20 protein-coding genes and 1 tRNA gene are annotated in these 21,165 nt (G+C 56.7%); 12 read left to right on the top strand and 9 right to left on the bottom strand.

The annotated features are described in order from the left end of the window. Nucleotides 1–5 precede the first annotated feature (5 nt). Both FSY45_RS07685 and FSY45_RS07680 read right to left on the bottom strand, forming a co-directional pair. Nucleotides 6–848 (bottom strand): CHAD domain-containing protein, encoded by an 843-nt coding sequence (locus FSY45_RS07685; protein ID WP_046460185.1) that lies wholly within the window; start codon nt 846–848, stop codon nt 6–8. A gap of 206 nt (nt 849–1,054) precedes the next feature. Continuing rightward, nucleotides 1,055–1,585: a hypothetical protein gene (locus tag FSY45_RS07680; protein WP_223305593.1), complete on the bottom strand. Its 531-nt coding sequence runs from the start codon at nt 1,583–1,585 to the stop codon at nt 1,055–1,057. Between the two features lie 69 nt (nt 1,586–1,654). On the opposite strand from FSY45_RS07680, the gene FSY45_RS07675 reads away from it, so the two are divergent. Continuing rightward, the gene (locus tag FSY45_RS07675; RefSeq protein WP_003062911.1) at nt 1,655–2,104 is read left to right on the top strand and encodes an SRPBCC family protein; all 450 of its coding nucleotides are present in this window, start codon (nt 1,655–1,657) and stop codon (nt 2,102–2,104) included. 131 nt (nt 2,105–2,235) lie between these two features. Here the strand turns inward: FSY45_RS07675 and FSY45_RS07670 are convergent. Continuing rightward, nucleotides 2,236–2,312, bottom strand: a tRNA-Val gene (locus tag FSY45_RS07670). Between the two features lie 176 nt (nt 2,313–2,488). On the opposite strand from FSY45_RS07670, the gene FSY45_RS07665 reads away from it, so the two are divergent. Then, a complete protein-coding gene (locus FSY45_RS07665; RefSeq protein WP_046460186.1) occupies nt 2,489–3,409 on the top strand; it encodes a Dyp-type peroxidase in 921 nt (306 codons plus the stop codon). 83 nt (nt 3,410–3,492) lie between these two features. Here FSY45_RS07665 and FSY45_RS07660 read toward each other — a convergent pair whose 3' ends face one another. Then, nucleotides 3,493–3,924 (bottom strand): biopolymer transporter ExbD, encoded by a 432-nt coding sequence (locus FSY45_RS07660; RefSeq protein ID WP_003054027.1) that lies wholly within the window; start codon nt 3,922–3,924, stop codon nt 3,493–3,495. Between the two features lie 19 nt (nt 3,925–3,943). Next, nucleotides 3,944–4,576 carry a MotA/TolQ/ExbB proton channel family protein gene (locus FSY45_RS07655; protein ID WP_003062918.1) on the bottom strand — a complete coding sequence of 211 codons (633 nt, stop codon included), beginning with the start codon at nt 4,574–4,576 and terminating at the stop codon, nt 3,944–3,946. A gap of 450 nt (nt 4,577–5,026) precedes the next feature. Here FSY45_RS07655 and xseA point away from each other — a divergent pair, with 450 nt between their 5' ends. From xseA to FSY45_RS07640, 3 genes are all read left to right on the top strand, one after another. Beyond that, entirely contained in the window at nt 5,027–6,364 is a 1,338-nt protein-coding gene (gene xseA, locus FSY45_RS07650; RefSeq protein ID WP_046460187.1) for an exodeoxyribonuclease VII large subunit, read from the top strand. A gap of 316 nt (nt 6,365–6,680) precedes the next feature. Beyond that, entirely contained in the window at nt 6,681–7,268 is a 588-nt protein-coding gene (locus FSY45_RS07645; RefSeq protein ID WP_003054032.1) for a superoxide dismutase, read from the top strand. A gap of 185 nt (nt 7,269–7,453) precedes the next feature. Next, complete coding sequence (locus FSY45_RS07640) at nt 7,454–8,314, top strand: class III extradiol ring-cleavage dioxygenase (RefSeq protein WP_080944367.1); 861 nt, start codon at nt 7,454–7,456, stop codon at nt 8,312–8,314. 13 nt (nt 8,315–8,327) lie between these two features. On the opposite strand, the gene FSY45_RS07635 is transcribed toward FSY45_RS07640, so the two are convergent. The 4 genes from FSY45_RS07635 to FSY45_RS07625 all read right to left on the bottom strand — a co-directional run bounded on the left by FSY45_RS07635 (nt 8,328) and on the right by FSY45_RS07625 (nt 14,339). After that, on the bottom strand, nt 8,328–8,897 hold the full coding sequence (locus tag FSY45_RS07635) for an SMI1/KNR4 family protein (RefSeq protein WP_046460188.1): 570 nt from the start codon (nt 8,895–8,897) through the stop codon (nt 8,328–8,330). Between the two features lie 641 nt (nt 8,898–9,538). Next, entirely contained in the window at nt 9,539–10,642 is a 1,104-nt protein-coding gene (locus FSY45_RS28200) for a bifunctional diguanylate cyclase/phosphodiesterase (protein ID WP_255443276.1), read from the bottom strand. Nucleotides 10,643–10,650: 8 nt separating this feature from the next. Beyond that, nucleotides 10,651–12,915, bottom strand: coding sequence for a PAS domain-containing protein (locus tag FSY45_RS07630; RefSeq protein WP_223305594.1), 2,265 nt, complete (start codon nt 12,913–12,915; stop codon nt 10,651–10,653). A gap of 1,130 nt (nt 12,916–14,045) precedes the next feature. Further along, nucleotides 14,046–14,339 (bottom strand): H-NS histone family protein, encoded by a 294-nt coding sequence (locus tag FSY45_RS07625; protein ID WP_003067427.1) that lies wholly within the window; start codon nt 14,337–14,339, stop codon nt 14,046–14,048. Nucleotides 14,340–15,425: 1,086 nt separating this feature from the next. Here FSY45_RS07625 and FSY45_RS07620 point away from each other — a divergent pair. From FSY45_RS07620 to FSY45_RS07590, 7 genes are all read left to right on the top strand, one after another. Further along, nucleotides 15,426–15,749, top strand: coding sequence for a helix-turn-helix transcriptional regulator (locus tag FSY45_RS07620; protein ID WP_034362041.1), 324 nt, complete (start codon nt 15,426–15,428; stop codon nt 15,747–15,749). Nucleotides 15,750–15,795: 46 nt separating this feature from the next. After that, entirely contained in the window at nt 15,796–16,302 is a 507-nt protein-coding gene (locus FSY45_RS07615) for an arsenate reductase ArsC (RefSeq protein WP_148748021.1), read from the top strand. 121 nt (nt 16,303–16,423) lie between these two features. Continuing rightward, complete coding sequence (locus FSY45_RS07610) at nt 16,424–17,713, top strand: arsenic transporter (RefSeq protein WP_003065117.1); 1,290 nt, start codon at nt 16,424–16,426, stop codon at nt 17,711–17,713. 25 nt (nt 17,714–17,738) lie between these two features. Then, nucleotides 17,739–18,170 carry an arsenate reductase (glutaredoxin) gene (arsC, locus tag FSY45_RS07605; protein WP_148748020.1) on the top strand — a complete coding sequence of 144 codons (432 nt, stop codon included), beginning with the start codon at nt 17,739–17,741 and terminating at the stop codon, nt 18,168–18,170. After that, nucleotides 18,157–18,873, top strand: coding sequence for an arsenical resistance protein ArsH (arsH, locus tag FSY45_RS07600; protein ID WP_148748019.1), 717 nt, complete (start codon nt 18,157–18,159; stop codon nt 18,871–18,873). The genes arsC and arsH overlap by 14 nt, the downstream gene beginning before the upstream one ends. A gap of 9 nt (nt 18,874–18,882) precedes the next feature. After that, nucleotides 18,883–20,067, top strand: a complete 1,185-nt coding sequence (locus tag FSY45_RS07595; protein ID WP_148748018.1) for an MFS transporter — start codon at nt 18,883–18,885, stop codon at nt 20,065–20,067. A gap of 20 nt (nt 20,068–20,087) precedes the next feature. After that, nucleotides 20,088–21,149: an ArsO family NAD(P)H-dependent flavin-containing monooxygenase gene (locus FSY45_RS07590; protein ID WP_148748017.1), complete on the top strand. Its 1,062-nt coding sequence runs from the start codon at nt 20,088–20,090 to the stop codon at nt 21,147–21,149. The last annotated feature ends 16 nt before the right edge of the window (nt 21,150–21,165 follow it).

The following is a 21,165-nucleotide window of genomic DNA, read 5'->3' as shown; positions in this document are numbered from 1 at the left end:
GGCGCTTAACCGGGCGGCTTGAGCCGCCAATCCTGCCGCAGCGAGCAGGCCAGAGTACTCTGGCGACGTTTGCGTTTTCTCTTGAGCCAGCGTTCTAGCTTTTTCGCTTGATCCGGTGTGGAGATCAGGCGCAGGTTCTGGCGTAGCAGGCTTTCGCTGGCGGCAAGATCATTCAGCTCTCCGAGCGGTTGCTGGATTTTCTTGAGGCGTCTGAGCAGACGGTGATGATCTTTGGGCAGCAGAGGTTCGAATAGCTCCAGCAGATAACGAGTTTTCTTGCCAGCTTTTCTGACATCGTGAAATGCTTCGATATCTGGCTTGTTCGCTGCTATCGCCTGCTTGATGCGTTGGTGCAACTGCCGCCTGGACTTTGCGATCCGTGCTTCGGCAAGTGCTCCCAATCGCCGCTGGCGAGGCTTGGCGCCCAAGCTTGCCTCTGTTTGTGTCAGCGTTTTCAGCAGGCATGTCTGTATATGCGGAGGTGACAGGATTTCTCTGCCAGCCTGCAAGGCTGCCTCGCGAGCGACGTATATTGCGGCAATGTCGGCTGCACTGCATTTGTCATGACGGCTCAGCAGCTCGATCAGAATGTCGTAATCGCGGGCCTTGCCTGCTGCGCCGGCAATCGATTTCAGATAGCCGCGCTGCCGTGCATATTCCTCGGCGCCCATCAGGGGGCGGTAGAGCCACCATAGTGTCAGCAGATTGCGCAGCGCAACGCGCAACTGATGAATCCCCTCGGCGGCGGGCTCTCGGGCTATGTGCCGGGCCTGTTCGACTGCCGAGTCGACAAGCGGGGATGCAATAGCTGAAAACGCCACTGCGGCGTCTGGTTTGCCTTTGCCCATACGAACTCCCGGGGCAGTTTTCATGAGGCGGAGACAAGCTTGCGACTAGCAAAGCGATGCTCCGGTCCGCATTGCTCTCGCTGCTGTTTGCCACAGTGTGCCATGTTCCCTGCCCTATGTCCGTGGGCAGCTTCTGAATTGCGGCGGGAGCGTTCAGGCCGGTGACTGGCCTGGGCAGTGATGAGTCTGAAGGCTGGGCTTGGCTGCTAAAGGTTGGCAACGAACACGGGCAGGCTCAAGGCTGTTTTTGCACCAGGGCCGTTCGGCCCAGTCTTGCCCCAGTCGGCATTGAGCCAGTCCTTCTTGACGATATGTTCTGCGACGGCGGCGAGCTCTGCAGAGGGGTTAATGGCGCAGCCGAAAGGCAGCCGGCCATGTGTGCTGGAGACAAGACTGAAGCGTAGCTGCCTCGTCTGTGCGTCATGCCAGCAATAGAAAAGCATGGATGGATTTCCGCTCAATTTCTCTCGCCTGGCTGTCATGACCTGGTTGATGAAATCGACAAGAGCTGCAGCACTGAGACCCAGGGACTCGTCATCGCACGGAGAAAAGCACCACAGATTGGACGATGCCTCATGGTTGATGTCGGCGGCGTCGATGACGACCTCGTCATCGCGCGCCATGGACAGCCATCTGCCTAAAGTCGGCGAATCCTTCATCGGGTTCTGTGAATGTCGAGGAGCGGTCAATGGAGTTTGCTGTAGTGGTGCTTGTTTTGACGCAGCGGTTGAGCGCATTCTCGAGAAGCTGGTAGCCAGTCATTGTGATGAGAGCTAAGCTTGCGGCCTCTACCTCAGGAGTCTCGCATGCCACAGACCATTCGACTGCACCGTGTGATCAAAGCTCCGCCCGAACGCGTCTATCGGGCCTTCACGACCCCCGAAGCCATGGTCAAGTGGTTGCCGCCCCATGGTTTCGCGGCGCAGGTGCATGAATTTGACGCCCGTGTGGGCGGCCGCTATCGCATGAGCTTCATCAATTTTTCCGCCAACAGTCAAAACAGCTTTGGCGGCGAGTTTCTGGAGCTGGTGCCAGGCCAGCGCATACGCCATACCGACCGCTTCGAGGACCCGAATCTGCCGGGTGAAATGATCACCACCGTGAACTTGAAAGCCGTGTTTTGTGGCACCGAGCTGCATGTGGTGCAGGAGGGCGTTCCCGACGTGATTCCCGAGCAGGCCTGCTATCTGGGCTGGCAGGAGTCGCTGCAGCTGCTTGCCCTCCTGGTGGAGCCGACCATCCCTGACGGAGCGTGAAAACGACGCAGAGCGCGACATTGACCATGGCGTGATCCATACGTCGGCACCCCAAGAGAGGGGCAGAAACAAAAAAGCCCGCTTTTCAGCGGGCTGTCTTGCTTGCAAGCTCTGGTTTTGCTTGCGATGTTTGGTAGGCGCGATTGGACTCGAACCAACGACCCCCACCATGTCAAGGTGGTGCTCTAACCAGCTGAGCTACGCGCCTGTCGTCGATGGGATGAATTCTAGCAGCGGAAAAATGGTGGTTTGGGCAAAGTCGCGACTTTTTTGCGCTTGAGGCTGAATTTTTTCAAATCCGGCAAGCGGCTCAAGGCTTGGCGGGGCGCTGTTGATTCGCTACTAAACTTTGATGTGTTTTCCATCAATTGAATCGGCAACCCCATGACAAAAGCACAAGCAGGCATTCTGGCGTCTCTTCCTGAACAGGGGCGCTATGTTTTCTTCACCCTGGTCGGTACAGGTGCAGATTTGCAGAACAGTCTGAAGAAATTGCAGACCAGTGTTGACGGTCAGCAGGTAGTGGCGGGTCTGGGCCTGCAGGTGCTGCAGCAACTGGACAAGAAACTGCCGCTGATGCGCGAGTTCCCGCACCTCAAGGGCCCGCAGTTCGAAGCACCCAGCACACCTTATGCGCTGTGCCTGTGGCTGCGCGGTGATCAACGCGGTGAGCTGATCGCTCTGACGGCCAAGCTGACCAACTTGCTGGCGCCGGTCTTCAAGCTTGATCACATCGTGGATGCCTTTGTGCACCAGCGTTCGGACAACGGTCACGGCCGTGATCTGACCGGTTATGAAGACGGCACCGAGAACCCCGAGGACGATGAGGCCGTGGCAGCCGGCATTGCGGCAGAGCAGGGGGCAGGCATGGACGGTTGCAGCTACTGGGCCTTGCAACAGTGGCAACATGACTACTCGGCCTTTGGCTGCATGAGCACCATGGAGCAGGACCATGCCGTGGGTCGTCGCCGCAGCGACAACGAGGAACTGGACGATGCCCCTGAATCAGCCCATGTCAAGCGCACGGCGCAGGAGAGCTTTGAGCCGGAAGCCTTTGTGGTGCGACGCTCAATGCCCTGGTGGAGCGTTAGCCCGCAGGGCAGTGATCGCAGCGGTTTGATGTTCTCCGCCTTTGGCTGCAGCTTCGACGCTTTCGAGGCTCAGATGCGCCGCATGCTGGGCATGGATGACGGCATCAGCGATGGACTGTTCCGCTTTTCCAGGCCGCTGACGGGCTGCTATTTCTGGTGTCCGCCGGTTTCTGGTGGCAAGCTGGATCTGACGGTGCTGGGTCTCCAGGCCTGAGAAATGGCATGAGGGCAAAGAAAAACGGGCCAGATGGCCCGTTTTTCATGTGGCGTCATCACCAAAAGAGGGATGGTGAGTTCCTAGTTGGCCTTGCCTGCGCTGGCCGAGGTCTGGGTGGCAAACGTGATCTGCGACAGTCCCGCGTGGCGGGCCGCTTCCATGACGGTCACCACCGACTGGTGCGGGGAGTTGGCATCGGCACTGATGATGACCACGCTGTCATTGCCCGCAGTTGCCGCACCGGACAGGGCGGCGGCAACAGAGGAGACGCTGCGGTCATCCACGCCTTGCTTGTTGACGGAGTAGCGGCCATCAGCAGAGACGCCGACGATGATTTCCTTGGGGCGATCGCGTTGCTGCTCGGTGTCGGCCACGGGCAAAGTCAGTTGCAGCTCGGTGAACTTGCTGTAAGTGGTGGAGAGCATCAAAAAGATCAGCACCACCAGCAGCACGTCGATGAAGGCGATCAGATTGATCTCGGGCTCATCGCGGTGACGAGGACGGAAGTTCATGATGGATGCGTTCCGCTTCTTACTTGGCAGGCTTGATGCGGCCCAGATGGCGCACGAACTGCTCGGACGCCAGTTCCATGCCCAGCAGATAGCCGTCCACACGGGCGCGGAAATAGCGCCAGAAGATCAGCGACGGAATGGCCACCATCAGGCCGAATGCCGTGTTGTAGAGCGCAATCGAGATGCCATGGGCGAGCTGGGCGGGGTTGCCGGCGCCGGAGCTGGCTCCCGGCTGGGAGCCGAAAATCTCGATCATGCCGATCACCGTGCCCAACAGGCCCAGCAGCGGCGCGGCCGAGGCAATGGTGGCCAGGGCGCTCAAATACTTTTCCAGCTTGTGGGCGGCAGCGCGGCCCGCGCCCTCCATGGCCGAGCGCAGCTCTTCCTCGCTGCTTTCGGGATGTGCCTGGCGGGTACGCAGACCAGTGGCCAGAACCTCACCCAATACCGAGCTTTGGGCCAGTTGCTGGGTGGTTTCAGCGCTGGGCAGGTGCTTGGTGGAGACCGAAATCGCTTCATTGAGAAGATTGGTCGGCGCGACCTTGCTGGCTTTCAGCGAGGCAAAGCGCTCAAAAATCAGGGCCAGGGCCAGAATCGAGCAGGCAATCAAAGGCCAGATAGGCCATCCTGCGGCTTGTATGATCGACAGCAACGTTGCTCTCCCTCGTCGTTCAGAAATTGCAGCCGACGATTATGACCCACTGCCGTGCCGCTGCGACCCGTTTTTACAGGCCTCATACGGCTGGCTTGAGCCAGCGCAGCAAGATCGTGCGGCAGCGCTTGAAGCGCAAGGAGCTTGGAGCGGCAGAGCAGGCACAAAGTGCTTGCGATTCTTTGCGAATGCTTTCGCGTATATCACAGAAATCTGTGGATAACTTTGTGATCTAGTTGCTGTGCCGGGCAGTTATCTGCTTCGCTTTAAAGGCTTGTTACGAGTTTGACACCTGTATGAAGCCTTATAAGTTGTTTTAAATCAATAGGATGGATGATTTTCCTCATGTGTTGTTTAGGATTTTTCTGGCTTTGTCGCCGACAAGGCTGGACGCCGACATCTGTGGAGAATCAGGCCCGCGTAAGACCTCGCTGACACCGCATGAATTCAATGTTTGAACGTCCAAACTCAGCAACCACGCCGCATGTGTGGGAAGTTGGCGCGCTATGCCACGCCATTGGCGATGCCTTGCAGGCTCGTTTCAATCCGGTCGCGGTGCGCGGTGAGCTCAGTGGCTTTTCGCGCGCTGCTAGCGGGCATTGCTATTTCAACCTCAAGGACGCGAGCGGGCAGATTCGCTGTGCCATGTTCCGTCGTGCGGCCGAGCAGGTCGGTTTCTCGCCACGTGATGGCGAGCTGGTCGAAGTCAGAGGGCGTCTAGGCGTCTACGAGCAGCGTGGCGATCTGCAACTGGTGGTGGAGAGCATGCAGCGAGCCGGGCAGGGGGCCTTGTTCGAGCAGTTTCTGCGCCTCAAGGCTCAGCTGGAGTCCGAGGGCCTGTTCGACCCTGCGCGCAAGCGATCGCTGCCGCCCTTGCCGCGCGGCATTGGCTTGGTCACGTCCCTGGGGGCGGCCGCCTTGCACGATGTGGTGACGGCGCTGCGCCGCCGCGTGCCACATATCCCGGTGGTAATTGTTCCGGCCCTGGTGCAGGGGCTCCAGGCGCCGCAATCGCTTGTGCAGGCGCTATCAAAACTGTATCTCCTGACGCAAGAGGGACAAGATGCAAGCGGCGACTTGCGTGTTGATTCCGCGCGGCAACCGGTGATAGACACCATCTTGCTGGTGCGCGGTGGCGGCTCGCTGGAAGACCTGTGGGCCTTCAACGACGAACAGCTGGCGCGCACCATTGTGCAAAGCCCGGTGCCGCTGATCAGCGGCGTGGGTCACGAAACCGACTTCACCATTGCCGATTTTTGCGCCGACCTGCGTGCGCCCACGCCCACGGCTGCGGCCGAGCTGGCAGCCCAGCCGCGCGAGGTCTGGCTAGGGGCTCTGGGTCTGATGCAGGACCGTCTGGACAATGCCGTGCAGCGTGTGCTGGATCGCCAGGCCCAGCGCCTGGATATCGCTGCACAGCGTTTGGGGCGGCCCAGCGAGCAGTTGGCGCGCAATCAGCTGCAGCTCAGCCGTCAGGCACAGCGCCTGCGCCACTCAATGCTATTGAAATTGCAGCGGCTTGCGCAGAGCCAGAAAGCGATACAGGTCAGTTTTCCCAATATCTTCCAGCGCAGTCTGGAGCAGCAAAGGCAAACGCTGGATCGTATCGACCTGCGCTTGCAACTGCTGGACCCGCGCCTTGTGTTGCAGCGCGGCTATGCCTTGCTGACGGATCAGCAGGGCAGGCCTGTGACCCAGGTCAGGCAGGCCGTTCCGGGGACGGCGCTGAAGGCTCAGCTGTCGGACGGAGCGGTGGATGTGGTGGTCACTCAGCCGCGCCTGCTTTGATGCTCGCCAGCCACAAGCTGGCTGCAAAACACCTGCACGCTAACCGGGTTCTTCATCAGAACTCTTTTGCAATCGGCGCAGGCAATGCAACAGGGGCCAGTGTTCATGCGCTGTAAGCCGTGAGCGCATGCTTTTGGCTGCGTGCGCAATAGTCCTGATGAGTGGCGCGCAGCCTCTCAGTTCTTTCTACAATGGTTCGGTTAGTGCAATACTTGACGTCTGTAGTACAGCAATGTGCCGGCCGGCACAGCGGTCACCGCTCAGGCGCCTTGGCACTGGACGGCCCCCAAAAATTTCAACCACGAGGAAAACCATCATGGAACGCACTCTGCCCCCCCTGCCATACGCTATCGATGCACTGGCTCCGTTCGGTTACAGCCAGGAAACCCTGGAATTCCACCATGGCAAGCACCATAACGCCTATGTGGTGAACCTGAACAACCTGCAAAAGGGCACCGAATTCGAAAACATGGATCTGGAAGAAGTCGTCAAGAAGTCTTCCGGCGGCATCTACAACAACGCTGCCCAGATCTGGAACCACACTTTCTTCTGGAACTGCATGACCCCCAACGGCGGAGCAGAGCCTACAGGCGCTCTGGCTGATGCCATCAACAAGAAGTGGGGCTCCTACGCCGAGTTCAAGAAGGCTTTCGTGGCTTCCGCTGCCGGCAACTTCGGTTCCGGCTGGACCTGGCTGGTGAAGAAGGCCGACGGTTCCGTGGACATCGTCAACATGGGCGCTGCCGGTACCCCCCTGACCACCGCCGACAAGGCGCTGCTGACCGTGGACGTGTGGGAACACGCTTACTACATCGACTACCGCAACCTGCGTCCCAAGTTTGTCGAAACCTTCCTGGAAAAGCTGGTGAACTGGAAGTTCGCCGAAGCCAACTTCGCTGCCTGATCCCGGCAATACGGCATCAGGTCTGCGGCTGCACGGCTCGGACCTGATCGTTGGCAAAAACCTCCGCAAGGAGGTTTTTTTATGCCTGTCTGCTAAGAATGAGGAGTTTTAGGTCTCCAGTTTTGATGGGGAAAGTGCAGGCAGCTATGTTTTTGATGACCTATTGATGCATGGGAGAGACTGGCATGGAGGAGCGTGAAGGCCTGGGCAGTCAGGCGGTTTCCGGGCCAATGGAGGCAGGCGCTCGCATGCCCGTGTACTTTCTCTGCCATGGAGCAGGCCCCTGGCCCTGGGTGCCGGAGATGCACGACTGGCATGCGCTGATGGCCGAGGGCTTGCGCAATATTCCGCGCCAACTGGCGCGCAGGCCCCGGGCCGTGTTGCTGATCTCCGCCCATTGGGAGGAGCCGGTTTTCACCGTGCAGAGTGCCGCCCATCCTGGCATGCTGTATGACTATGGCGGCTTTCCGCCGCAAACCTATAACCTGCATTACCGCGCGCCCGGCTCGTCTGAGCTGGCAGGCAGGGTGCAGCAGTTGCTGGCGCAGGCTGGAGAGGACGTGCGGGCTGACGACCAGCGCGGCTACGACCATGGCATGTTTGTGCCCATGGCTGTGATCTATCCGCAGGCCGATGTGCCCGTGCTTCAGCTCAGCCTGCGCAGCAATCTGAACGCTGCAGAACACCTGGCCGTGGGCCGTGCGTTGGCCCCGTTGCGTGACGAGGGAGTTCTCATCATTGGCAGCGGCTCCAGCTATCACAATATGCGTAGCTTCGGCCCCGTGGGGCGGGCGCCTTCCAAGCTGTTTGACGATTGGTTGGCCGAGACGCTGATGCAGATGACACCTGCCACGCGCGGCCAGCGGCTGGCCGATTGGGATCGGGCCCCCGGCGCGCGTATGGCCCATCCACGGGAGGAGCATCTGCTGCCGTTGATGGTGGTGGTGGGGGCGGCTGAGCAGGACCTGGCCCGCCGTGTTTACTTTGAAGAGGCCTTCATGGACTCGGCCACGCTGTCCAGTTACTGCCTTCAGGCCGGGGCGTAGCTCAGAGCTCCGCTTATTCCTGCTCGTCCAGTGGTCCATTCAAAAATTCTTCTCTGTCATCGTCAATCGAGTCGGCGGACGCTTGAAGATAGGCTGAGAAACTGGGGGCAATCCAGCAGATCTGGTCGGGGTCGTGCACATAGGCAATGATCTGGCCGCGCTGTCCTTCAGGACCGGGATGATGATCGACCATTAGCACGATGTCCCCATAGAAGCTGGCAAACGGCTGCCAGCCGGCGTGCCACCAGCGCCCGCTCAGGCGAGGGTCCTGGGATGCGGGGCCGGCCAGATCCCACATGCGCTGGGCTCGACTTTCCATGCGGAGTGCCAGGGCTATGGCCTGAGGTGGCGTGAGAAGGTCCAGTGCATCTACAAAGCTCGGCCGCTGAAACAGGGGCTGGGTGCTGTCGGCGCTGCTGCCTGCAGTCAGGCGCCAGAATGCGGCCAGATCGGTATCCAGAGGCCCCAGCGCGGCGGCCAAAGCGGCCAGATCCTGTTCGCTGGCTGGCGGCAAGGGGTGAAAGCGCAGCTGGAATGCGGCATACACAGCCTGCAAATGCGCAAGATATTGGTCAGGTGTCATGATGGCAGGCGTAGTGGTCCGAGGTAAGTGAATTGGGCAGCGAGGTCGGACCGACAGCGGGTGTTGGGAGTCTGTTTGGGGGCAAAGTGTGGCTCTTTGGATTTTCAGTGTAGTAAATCCGCGGTCTTTGCTTCATGCCAACACTTCTTGCGCCAGAGGCAGTCATTGTGTTGCGCTGACCAGTTGAATCCATAGACGATAGCGATCAGCATAGTGCCACTGGCGCACTTGCTTTTTTGCGTGGCGCGCATTTGAAGCACGTCTTGTGCGCTTGGCCTTCAGTCTGAGGCCGGAAACTATATGGTCGGCAGTTGCTCTTGGGTTTCGACCTTTGAATGCCAAAAAAAATAGATGCCCGACTCGATGCTTTCAGATTCGAGAACTTGCAATCTCGTATGAGATGGGGAGTGAGAATGTAATCAGCTATGAAGTTACGAAGTGCATATTCAAAGTAGCTAGGCTTGCAAACGCCAGATTAATTTGCTCGCTATAGATTATTAGTTGTCGTCTGTCATCATTTAATTTGTCAGAATAAAATTTCAGGCGTATCTATGCACCGCATAATTCTGCTGTCTTGAAATTTATTGATGTTGAAAATACCTTTTTCTTTGTTGTTGGGTGCGTAATTTCAATGTAATGGATTATCTTGAAAAGGATGAACTATCCCGTGACTGAGATTTTCTGAAATCTTCGGCCCATTTCTGGAAATCGCTGGAAGGCATAGGTTTGGCGATGTAGTAGCCTTGTGCAATATCACAGCCAAGATCCTTGAGCAGATCCCAGTGCTCTTTGGTCTCCACACCTTCGGCAACCGTCTTCCGTCCGAGATCATGTACGAGATCAATGGTGGAGCGCACAATCGTGGCAGAATCCCGATCGCGATGCATTGCAGAAACGAATGATTGGTCGATCTTGATGTAATCTACTGGTAGTTTTTGTAGATAGCTCAATGAGGAGTACCCCGTTCCAAAATCATCCACATAAAGAGGAATCCCAGCATCGCTCATCTCGCTCAGTGCTCGTAGAGCATATTCAGCATGCTCCATTACGGTGCTTTCCGTAATTTCGATTTCCAATAGTCCGGTTGACACAGAGCGCTCTGAATGCCATTGGCGATACTTGGCGAAAAGCTGTTCATCTCTGAAGTTTCGCGCGGAGAGATTGATTGCAATAGGAACAGCACAGCTTTTTGCCTGCCAGCTCTGCAGCAGATCAAGGGCTGCGACAATGACCCATTCCGTCAAAGGCTTGATCAAGCCTGTTTGCTCAGCCAGGTCGATAAACAATCCGGGAGGAATTAGTCCTTTAATCGGATGCATCCAGCGTACCAAGGCCTCTGCTCCACAGATTTGCCCGGAGGAAAAATCAACTTTTGGCTGTAAAAATAGTCGCAGCTGATTGCCAGCAATGGCTCGCCGAAGTTCTCCTGCCATGGTCAATCGTCCCGCTTGATTTTTCTGATGTGACGGGTCGAATACGCACTGGCTCAGTCCGCGGGCCTTGGCTTGATGGGTGGCCTTTCCCATTTGACGCAATAGTTCATCGGCAGTTGTGCCGTGTTCGGGAAACAAAGCTATGCCAGCTCTTGCACTGACATCCAATTCAATATCTGCGATCGGGAAAGGGCGGGAGATGGTTTTTTCCAACTCTTCGGCCAAGGCTACGGCGGAACCTCTATCCAGAGTGGGCGCTAATACTGCGAATTCGTCTCCGCGTAAACGAGCAATATGTGCAGAATCGGGAATGCTTTGCCTTAGGCGCTCTCCGAAGTCTCTAAGAATCTGGTCCCCATTAGAGAAACCAGCACCTCGTTTATTTCTCGAAGGCGTTCAATATTGAATTGCAAAGCCGCGATTGGCTCTGGATGTGAAGAGCTTCCCTCAATTTTCGCAGTCAGAACTTCCCTGAATTCAATCGAATTGGGTAGTCCAGTCAAGGGATCATGGCGCAGCATATGATTCATCTCTGCTTGTACACGTAGTTGTTCTGAGCGTGTACGCAGAATGGAAATACCAAAAGCTAGATCGTCCGCTGACTCGGTCAGCAATGCGATTTCATCTTCGCCGAACGCGTCTGGTTCGGTGTCATAAATGGATAGTGCACCAATGACTTCGCCCTCAACCAATAAAGGGCAAGATACACCTGATTTCAGTTCACCAAGCTTGTCGCTCCATCGAACATGGTTGGAATCTACACGCATGTCTCGGACAAATTGAACCTTGCCGCTGCGAATTGCGCTAGATGTCAGGCTTTGGCCTAGCTCCGTATCGGCTGCTATGAGTCCTAGACTGCGAAGTGCTTCTATACCGCCTGGATAATTGCACTCGGCCATCGGACGTAGTTGTTGATCTGGCTCGTCACCCGAATACCAGACTGCAGCCATGCCATAGCCTCCTGCAGCCACGATGGCTCGGCACATGTTTTCAAGCAGACTCTGTTCTTCGCTGGCTCGTAGCATGGTGCGATTACCGGCGCTCAAGGTTCGCAGTCCGCGGCCAATATGCTCTAACTCATGCACTCGTTGTTCAAGTTCCCCATTGAGCGTCTGGATACGTTCTTCATAGTGTTTGCGCTCAGTAATATCGGTGCCCAATACGTAATAGCCAGCAACCGTTCCATCGGCTTGGCGTTTGGGAACATACTGAATGGTCTGCCAAACTCCTGGAAAGGGCTGCCAATCATATGTTTGCGGCTCTCCTGCGAGGACCTTGCCGATCAAGTCATTGGCAACAACATAGCGTTCCTCTCCGAGGATTTGTCTTACCGACTCACCCGTGATGTCTTCGTGGTCAGGTGCAAAGCACTCCCGGTACTGAGTGTTGACGTACTCGTAGTGCTGTTGTGCATTAACGTAGGCAATCAGCGCCGGAACGGCGCTGATGACGTTGTGCAAATGGCTTTGAATCTCATGCCATTGCAAAGTGCGTTGGTGCACGTCAGCTTCAAGTGACGCGTTTTGCTCACGGATGATCCGTTGTGCCTTTCGCTCCAAAGTAACGTCCCTAAAGACTAGTACAGCACCTCGTAGTTGGCCTTTGGAGTCGCGGATGGGGGCGGCGCTATCAGAGATTGGACGTTCGGTGCCATCTCTGGCAATGATTGAGGTGTAGTCGGCAAGTACCTGCACTTCCCCGGTGGCTAACACCGTTGCTACAGGAATATGAGCAGGCTCGCGGGTCTGCTCATGAATGATATTGAATACTTCCTCGATAGAACGGCCTTGAGCCTCATTGATACTCCAGCCTGTGAGCTGTTCGGCCACTGAATTCATGCGAGTGATTCGCCCTTCAGTGTCTGTTGCGAGTACTGCATCGCCGATCGAGTGCAAGGTAGTCACAAGGCTTTCTTCATTGTCAGCCAGAGCACGCTGACTGGCTTCTGTTTCGCGCAATTGACGTCTTATCAGAAGATAGGAGGAACCCAACAGCAAGATAAGTGCCACAGCGACCAATGCTCCAGCCATCACCAGCTTATGACGCGCTTGCTTGTGCTCGGCCTCTTCCAGAGCGAGTCGCAGGCGCGCCTCGGTATCCATCTCGCTCAGCAATTCATAGGTGCGCAAACGCGTGGATGCAAGCGTAGTTGCGGCAGCAAATGCATTTGCTGCCTTCTGACCTTGGGTATTGCGCAATTTTTCAATTTGGCGTGCAGCGGCCATGCGCTGGTCAATGACTTTACGCAGCTCTGTCCAGCGACGTTGTTGATCTGGATTATCGATCGTTAGTTGCCGTATTTTTTCCAGCGAAAGCTCTCGCTCAGCCATCGCTGCATTTCGCTCGGCAATATGCTCGGCATTACCTGTCAGGCGGAAATTTTGAGTGGTTAGTTCAGATTGGAGAGAATAGCCTCTGACGCGATCTATATTGTTGAGCAACTGGTGTGCATGTGTCACCATTTGGGCAGCTTTGGCTGCATCATTTGCAACTTCCCACGTCGATAGTGCCATCGCGATCACTACCAGCGCAGCCGTTCCAAATGCTGTGACAACCTTGGACTCGAAACTAGACCTCCGCACCATAGAACGCGCTCCTACGCTAGATGCAGGCCGCACAAGCCATTTTCACTTGCCGCGGGCCTAGGCTGACATCACCATCCATGCAAGGGATCCAGACACTCCGGATAGGAGGAGTGTGCAGGGTCCATCAACATGCAAACTGAGGGATACAAGCTCAAATATACAAACAATATGCGATTTGTTTCATTTGTTGTCATTGGTTCACATTGCAGAGGAGTCGAAATTTGCGAAATTCTGTGTGTTGCTTGGCCTTGAAGCGTCCGTTTGCTAGTTCGGCAGAGCAATCTGATATTCAGTAGCCAGCAGATAAATAGCGTTCTTTTTCAGCGTTGTTGATACGATCAAGACGCATTACAAAGATGCTGAATTCAAGTAGCTGAGAATTTTTACGGCCGATCTCTCAACAAGAGATCGCTTTTTTCTTTTAATTCTTGAGTCATATCAATTTGGAGAACCTTATAAAAACACCCGGCCTTGAATGAAGATTGAGCAGTTTTCAGGAGTGGTGTTCGACTAGGGTTCGGCATACGAAAGCGAGCGAGGTGGCGAGGCTATCGCTGCATCCGGCGTCCTCCTGAGCGACTTGATCTTCTCAGGCGGCTCAAATGGCTTGAAGTTGCTGGACTTGGGCCGGAAGCCCGGCTGGGGCATGTGGGCAAGCCCTTGTCGCAGCCCGCTGAATGTGGCCTTGCTCACGGCGTGGCTGACCCTATCAGCGGCATATCTGTGAATGACAGGCGACGCTTACATCGAGCAGCTTGCTTGGGCACAGATGGATCGATACGGTAGGGCACAGCCGCTGGGAGACCGAAGACTATGATGTGTCGCTCGAGTGGGAGCAGTACGAGCTGACGGCTGAAAAGCCCAAGGAAATCAAAGACAAGGCCGCCATCAGCATCAACGACCGGATTCTGCAATCCAGGCATGCTTCAAGGACTTTGAGATGGAAGCCCGGCGGCAGGAGTGCGCGGTTGGCGGCGATGCGAATCAGCGCGAACGTGGTGAATCGGCGATTTACAGCTGGGCCAAGAGTGAGGAACCTCCGGGGCAGTGTTGAAAGAATCGCCAGTGGGCGAGCAAGAACGGTCGCCGCGGCAGTCGGGAGAAATAAAAAGTGGCCGCTAGGGCCACTTTCAAATCTCAAACTGAGAACGATCTTGATCTTTGATCCAATTCGGAGGCTTTCCTCGACCGGACCAGGTCTGGCCTGTGGTTGGGTCACGATATTTTGGAGCCACAGAGCCAGCCTCGCGTTTTTGTTTTTGCTTGGCGGCAGGGAAGACATCATCCTGTGTCAGCCCGAAAGCCTCGATCAAGCCTTTGATTTTTTGCACCGCGTCTGCGACTTCAGTCTTGCGGGCGGCAGCAATCTGCTGCTCAAGAGCCTCGCGTTGCGCCAACAAATCCTTATAAGAATGTGTACTCATCTAAAAGAGGTCCTATGTAAAGTTATGAACCAGCACTAAAGGGATGCACCCATACATGAGATACGTCGTTTATGCAGTTGGTTCACTTTCAATCGAAAGTGACCGCGTACATTGTGTCTTGATTTGAGGTGCGTCAACTCCAAAAGCTGAGGCGCACACAAAAAATAAGATGAGCTTTAGAGACAAGCAGGTACTGAAGCGTCTCGTATTGCACGACGTCTTATTCAAAGATACGGAGGGATTGGCTAGGTGTGACCAGAAGCCATCTATTGAGTGCCCACAAAGCATTCGTTCGGCGCTCGCGGCCAGCCGACTTGAGCCGCTCGGTCAGAAGTGACCCATATGGCTTTGCAGGACTCCTTTTCAGCAAAAACCTACAGGGCAGCTAAAGGCCTGTTCTTGCCAGTGCTCCCGGTTGGAGGTCAACTGGTCAACGCATCCATCCAACGCCCCCATCGTCAACGGAGACTGGTCGATGGGTGATAAAACAACACATTCGAGGACGTGATCGCTTGCCAATTTGTCAGCCTTGGTGCCAAAGGCTGTGCTACTTTGTGCCAAAGATCGCGCAAATTTGTGCCAAAGGCCGCGCAACGCAACTCTTCAGTGGGGGAGTGCTTGTTTTGGCACAGACGATGGCACCGGGAAATTTTGGGTTCGCTAATGTTGACACGGACTTGCGAGCGATTTCGGGGTGCTGAGGCGGCGCGACCACTTTGGCACCAAATGGTCTTCTAGGGCGTATCAAACGGCCAAAGTGGGCGATACGTGGGACATGCGTGTACAGGCCTCTATCGGGCCTTTTCTTTGCTCCATGCGGGTTTGCGACCGGTGGCCAGCTATTTAAAGCATCTGTACCTCAGCGCTTTAAGTTGGGCGCTCGGAAGTTGGGCGGTGCTCAGCGCCCAAGTTCACATTTCTCTGTTTATTCAATAGGTTGGCGATCCCGGCTCAGACTCAGGGAGGACGCCCAACTTGCATCAACTTGGGCGTGCCTTTGGCGCTGGCTGATGACCTCGCGATGACACCTGGGACGTCCTTGTGGTCATTAAAACAATAATTCAACAATTGATGTACTATCAAGTCATGCAAGAAGCAAACGTCATCCGCTCACTATCCGCACTGGCCCATGAGGCCCGATTGCGCGTATTTCGCGCCCTTGTTGTGGCTGGACCTGAAGGCCTGACACCTAGTGCCTTAGCTGAGCAGCTCGGCATCGCGCCGAACGCGCTGTCCTTTCATTTGAAAGAGCTGTTTCATGCCGACCTGGTCACCCAGGAGCGGCAGGGCCGCAACGTGCTCTATCGCGCGGCCTTCCCAGTGATGAATGATCTGTTGGCATATCTCACAGAGAACTGCTGCCAGGGCGCGGTTTGTACCGATGACGCCGTTGCGTCGTGCGAGTGCTAAGCGTCGCTGCAACCTTTTCCCATCCCTAAGTCCCGCTGCTAAAACCATGTCTGACAACAAAGCTCCCCTGAACGTCCTGTTCCTGTGCACTCACAATTCGGCACGCAGCATCTTGGCTGAGGCCTTGCTCAACGATATGGGCCAAGGCCGTTTTAAAGCCTATTCGGCGGGCAGCAGCCCCCGCGAGAATCAGCAACCCAATCCGCTTGGGCTGCAGGTGCTGCAAAAGGCCGGTGTCTCGGTCGAGGGCTTGCGCAGCAAGAGCTGGGACGAATTTGCTGTGCCTGGTGCGCCGCATATGGATCTGATCATCACCGTATGCGACAACGCGGCTGGTGAAGTGTGTCCGTTTTGGCCTGGTCATCCCGCCACAGCGCATTGGGGCTACACGGACCCCTCGGAAGGCGAGGCCTCTGACGAAGCAAAGCTGGAAGCCTTCCGGCAGACGATGCACATGATTCGTCGTCGCCTGGAGCTATTGGTGAACCTGCCAGCGCAAAAGCTGGAGCAGGCAGTACTGCAGTCCACGGCGCGTGAACTCTCTTCGCACTAAATCCCGTTACTGCAATTGCGATCCAGATCCAGAGTCTGGATTGCAGCACCAGGCTTCACTGACGCCCGCACGCGGTGGGCGATTGATGCCGACTTATAGCTTTTTCTAGGACCTATACGTCATGTTGACGGCCATCCTGATTTTCATTTTCACCTTGACGCTGGTCATCTGGCAGCCGCGCGGCCTTGGCATTGGCTGGAGCGCCTCTATTGGGGCAGGTATCGCACTGTTGCTGGGAGTCGTGCACTTAGCTGATATTCCAGTGGTCTGGCATATCGTCTGGAATGCCACGGCTACCTTTGTCGCCGTCATCATCATCAGCCTTCTGCTCGATGAGGCCGGTTTCTTCGAGTGGGCTGCATTGCACTTTGCCCGCTGGGGTGGCGGCAGCGGAGTCAAACTGTTTGCCTTCATCGTGCTGCTGGGTGCTGCCGTTTCGGCCCTGTTCGCCAATGACGGAGCGGCGCTGATTCTCACTCCCATCGTGATGGCCATGCTAGTGGCGCTGGGCTTTTCTCCGGCGGCAACGCTGGCGTTTGTCATGGCCGCCGGTTTTATTGCCGACACGGCGAGCCTGCCGCTGATCGTCTCCAATCTGGTGAATATCGTCTCCGCCGATTTTTTCAAGATCGGCTTCAATGACTACGCATCGGTGATGGTTCCCGTCAACATTGCCTCGGTCCTGGCGAGCTTGGGTGTATTGCTGCTGTTTTTCCGACGCGATATTCCTGCCACTTACGACGTGGCCCAGCTCAAGTCGCCATCGGCTGCAATCAAGGATCTGGCCACCTTCCAGGCTGGCTGGGTCGTGTTGGTCTTGCTGCTGGTCGGCTTCTTCGCGCTGGAGCCCCTGGGCGTCCCTGTCAGCGCCGTGGCCGCCGTGGGGGCTGCGATCTTGCTGGCGGTGGCTGCGCGTGGTCATGTCATCAGCACCAGGAAAGTACTTCATGGTGCTCCGTGGCAGATCGTGGTGTTCTCGCTGGGGATGTATCTGGTGGTCTATGGGCTGCGCAACGCGGGCCTTACGGATTACATCGCCATGTTGCTGAACCAGTTTGCAGCCGGTGGCGTGTGGACCGCTTCACTGGGCACAGGCGTGCTGTCTGCGGTGCTGTCTTCCATCATGAACAACATGCCCACGGTCCTGATCGGAGCCTTGTCCATCGATGCATCCACGGCCACAGGGGCAGTCAAGGAAGCCATGGTGTACGCCAATGTGATTGGCTGCGATCTGGGTCCCAAGATCACGCCGATTGGCAGCCTGGCCACGCTCCTTTGGCTGCATGTGCTCGCCAAGAAAGGCACAACGATTGGCTGGGGCTACTACTTCAAAGTCGGTGCGGTGCTGACCATGCCCGTGCTGCTCATTACCCTCGCAGCGCTGGCTTTGCGGCTCAGCGTGGCGTCATGAACCTTTGCAACGGGAATCTAGCGCTATGAGCGACATCACGATCTACCACAACCCTGCTTGCGGTACCTCCCGCAATGTTCTGGCCCTGATCCGCAACAGCGGGGAAGAGCCCAAGGTCATTGAGTACCTCAAGACACCCCCTGATCGCGCCACCCTGGTGGGCCTGATCCAAGCCATGGGCATGCCCGTGCGCGATGTGTTGCGCCAAAAAGGTACGCCGTATGACGAGCTGGGCCTGGGCGAGCCCAAATGGACGGATGAGCAATTGATTGATTTCATGCTCCAGCACCCCATCCTGATCAATCGTCCGATAGTGGTCACCCCTATGGGAACCCGGCTGTGCCGTCCCTCGGAGGCCGTGCTGGACATCCTGCCGCAGCCGCAACAGGCCGCATTCTCCAAAGAAGACGGGGAAGCCGTCATTGACTCGAAAGGAAATCGAATTGGCAAGCTCTGATCTACCGAACCTCGACGAACAAGTCTTTGAAAAACCCAGCCTGGAAGGCCTGTTGCCTGCACAGCGTGCGACGCACGCGCCGCGCATTCTGCTGTTGTATGGCTCGGTTCGTGATCGCTCCTATAGCCGACTGCTGACCGAAGAGGCGGCGCGCCTGCTGCGCAAGATGGGTGCCGAGACCAGGATCTTCGATCCGCGTGGCCTGCCGCAGCCCGATGGTGCCCCTGACGATCACCCGAAGGTCAAGGAACTGCGTGAGCTGGCTGTATGGTCCGAGGGTATGGTCTGGACGTCTCCTGAGCGTCATGGTGCGATGACCAGCATCCTCAAGGCGCAGATAGACTGGATTCCTTTGTCCGCTGGTGCCGTGCGACCGACGCAAGGCAAGACACTGGCGGTGATGCAAGTCTCGGGGGGCTCGCAGTCCTTCAATGCGGTCAACCAGATGCGTGTGCTGGGTCGCTGGATGCGCATGATCACCATCCCGAATCAGTCGTCCGTTGCCAAGGCATTCGCGGAGTTCGATGAGGCTGGCCGGATGAAGCCTTCTTCGTACTACGAGCGAGTGGTGGATGTGATGGAAGAGCTGGTCAAGTTCACGTTGCTGACGCGAGACTGTTCGGACTACCTGGTGGATCGCTACAGCGAACGCCGTGAAAGCGCTGAAGAACTGTCCAAACGGGTCAATCAACGCAGCATTTAAACGATACAGATGGCACTGAACCGCACGCAAGTCACAGTCATGCTCGGGATTGCCCAGACCCTGTCCTGGGCCTCGTCGTACTACTTGCTTGCGGTGCTGGCCAAGCCAATCAGTCAGTCGACAAGCACCTCGTACTCTCTGGTGTTCGGCGCGTTCTCGGCAGCCTTGCTTGTGGCTGCAGCGGTAGGCCCCATCGCGGGCCGGTTGATTGATCGCCTTGGCGGAAGGTCCGTGCTTCTCGCCAGCAATCTGGTTTTTGCCTGTGGCTTGCTGATGTTGAGCCAGGCCACGCAGACGCTGCATATCTTCGTGGCGTGGGCGTTCATGGGCGTGGCAATGGGTAGCGGCCTCTACGAAGCCGCGTTTGCCAGTGTGGTGCACCTATATGGCCAGGATGCGCGCCCAGCCATTACCGGAATCACGCTTTTTGCTGGCTTTGCCAGCACCGTGGGCTGGCCGCTTTCCAGCTATCTGGAAGGACTGTACGACTGGCGCGTCGTATGCATGTTCTGGGCCGCCTTGCACCTGCTGCTGGGCCTTCCACTCAATGCCTTGTTGTCGCGTGCCAAGCCTAATCCGAGGGAAGTGGTCAAAGAACAAAAGCCGCCTGGAGCTGAGACTCAAGGCGGAAACAACGTGGGCATCAGTCTTAAGCGCACGGCCTATCTGATGGCCTACGTTTTCGCGGCGTCCTGGTTCATCAGCACTGCCATGGCGGCCCACCTGCCTCAGATTCTTCAGGCCAGCGGTGCAACTTTGGCTGCTTCGATTGCTGCCGCTGCATTGGTCGGGCCTGCCCAGGTGGCAGGTCGTGTGGTGGAATACAGCTTTCTCAAGAAAGCACACCCGTTGCTTTCTGCTCGCTTGGCCATCCTTGCCCATCCGCTGGCTGCCGTCTGTCTGGGCCTTGCCGGTGCACCAGCAGCCAGCATTTTTGCCATCCTGCATGGTCTGGGTAACGGCATCTTGACGATTGCCATAGGCACGCTGCCACTCAAGGTGTTTGGCTCTCAAGGATATGGCCAGCGCCAAGGCTGGCTCATGGTGCCTGCACGCATCGTGCAAGCCGGGTCACCGTTTCTTTTCGGGCTGGCTGTCGCAAACTGGGGCAGCCAGGCTCTGTGGCTGTCTTCTCTGCTGGCAATCAGTGCATTTGCGGCTCTGTGGTCCATGCGTGTGAGTCCACAGCAATAAAGGCAAAAAGGAGGTCAACAATGTCGTTTCACGATGTGATCATCGTAGGGGCAGGTCAAGCAGGCCTATCGGTGGCGTATTTCTTGCGTCGCACCAATCTGTCGGTCCTGCTGCTGGATGCCGAAGAAGCCGGAGGCGGGGCTTGGCAGCATGGATGGGACTCGTTGAGGCTTTTTTCTCCCGCCTCGTGGAGTTCCATTGCGGGATGGCCGATGCCTGCTTCAGGTGAGCAGTATCCAAGCCGTGACCATGTGGTCGACTATCTTCGCAAGTACGAAGAACGCTACGAACTCAAGATCGAGAGGCCAGTTCGCGTCACAGGCATTGAATCCACTGAGCAAGGCTTCCAGGTCAATGCTGGAGCAAGAAGCTGGCAGTCGCGTGCCGTTGTATTTGCCACGGGAACATGGCGCAACCCATTTGTTCCCAACGTTGAGGGTTTGACGTCCTTCAAGGGGCAACAGTTGCACTCAGCTCAGTACGTATCACCTGAGCCCTTTAAAGGTAAGAGGGTGATGGTGGTCGGCGGAGGAAACTCCGGCGCACAGATCCTGGCAGAGGTCTCGCTTGTTGCGCAGTCCACGACTTGGGTCACGCTGGAGCCACCAGCCTTTTTACCGGACGAGGTCGATGGGCGAGTACTCTTCGAGAGGGCCACTGCACGCTGGCAGGCTCTGCAGGAGGGTAAAGATCCAGAGAACCTGCCAGGTGGCTTTGGCGATATCGTGATGGTTCCCCCCGTCCTTGACGCACGCCAGCGCGGCGTGCTGCATTCTGTCGGCTCATTTGAGAAGCTCACGGCGGACGGGGCTCAATGGGGCGACGGAAGCACCAAGCCCTTCGACGCGATCATCTGGTGTACCGGCTTCAGGCCTGCGTTGCTGCCTCTGGAGACTCTTGGCGTTGTCAACGAATCCAGAGTCGCGGTAGAAGGCACCCAGGTGCGTGGCGTCCCAGGTTTATGGCTGGTGGGCTACGGGGAGTGGACCGGGCCTGCGTCGGCCACGCTCATTGGTGTCATGCGAACGGCACGTAGCAGCGCCTTGGAGATTGAGCAGTTTCTATCTACAGTGACCAACTGAGCGACTTCAAAAAAAA

This window comes from Comamonas sp. Z1, assembly GCF_008121555.1.
In the GTDB taxonomy this organism is placed as follows: Bacteria; Pseudomonadota; Gammaproteobacteria; order Burkholderiales; family Burkholderiaceae_C; genus Comamonas; species Comamonas thiooxydans.
Note: the sequence above shows the minus strand (reverse complement) of the source record. Positions and strands in the feature narration are given on the sequence as shown.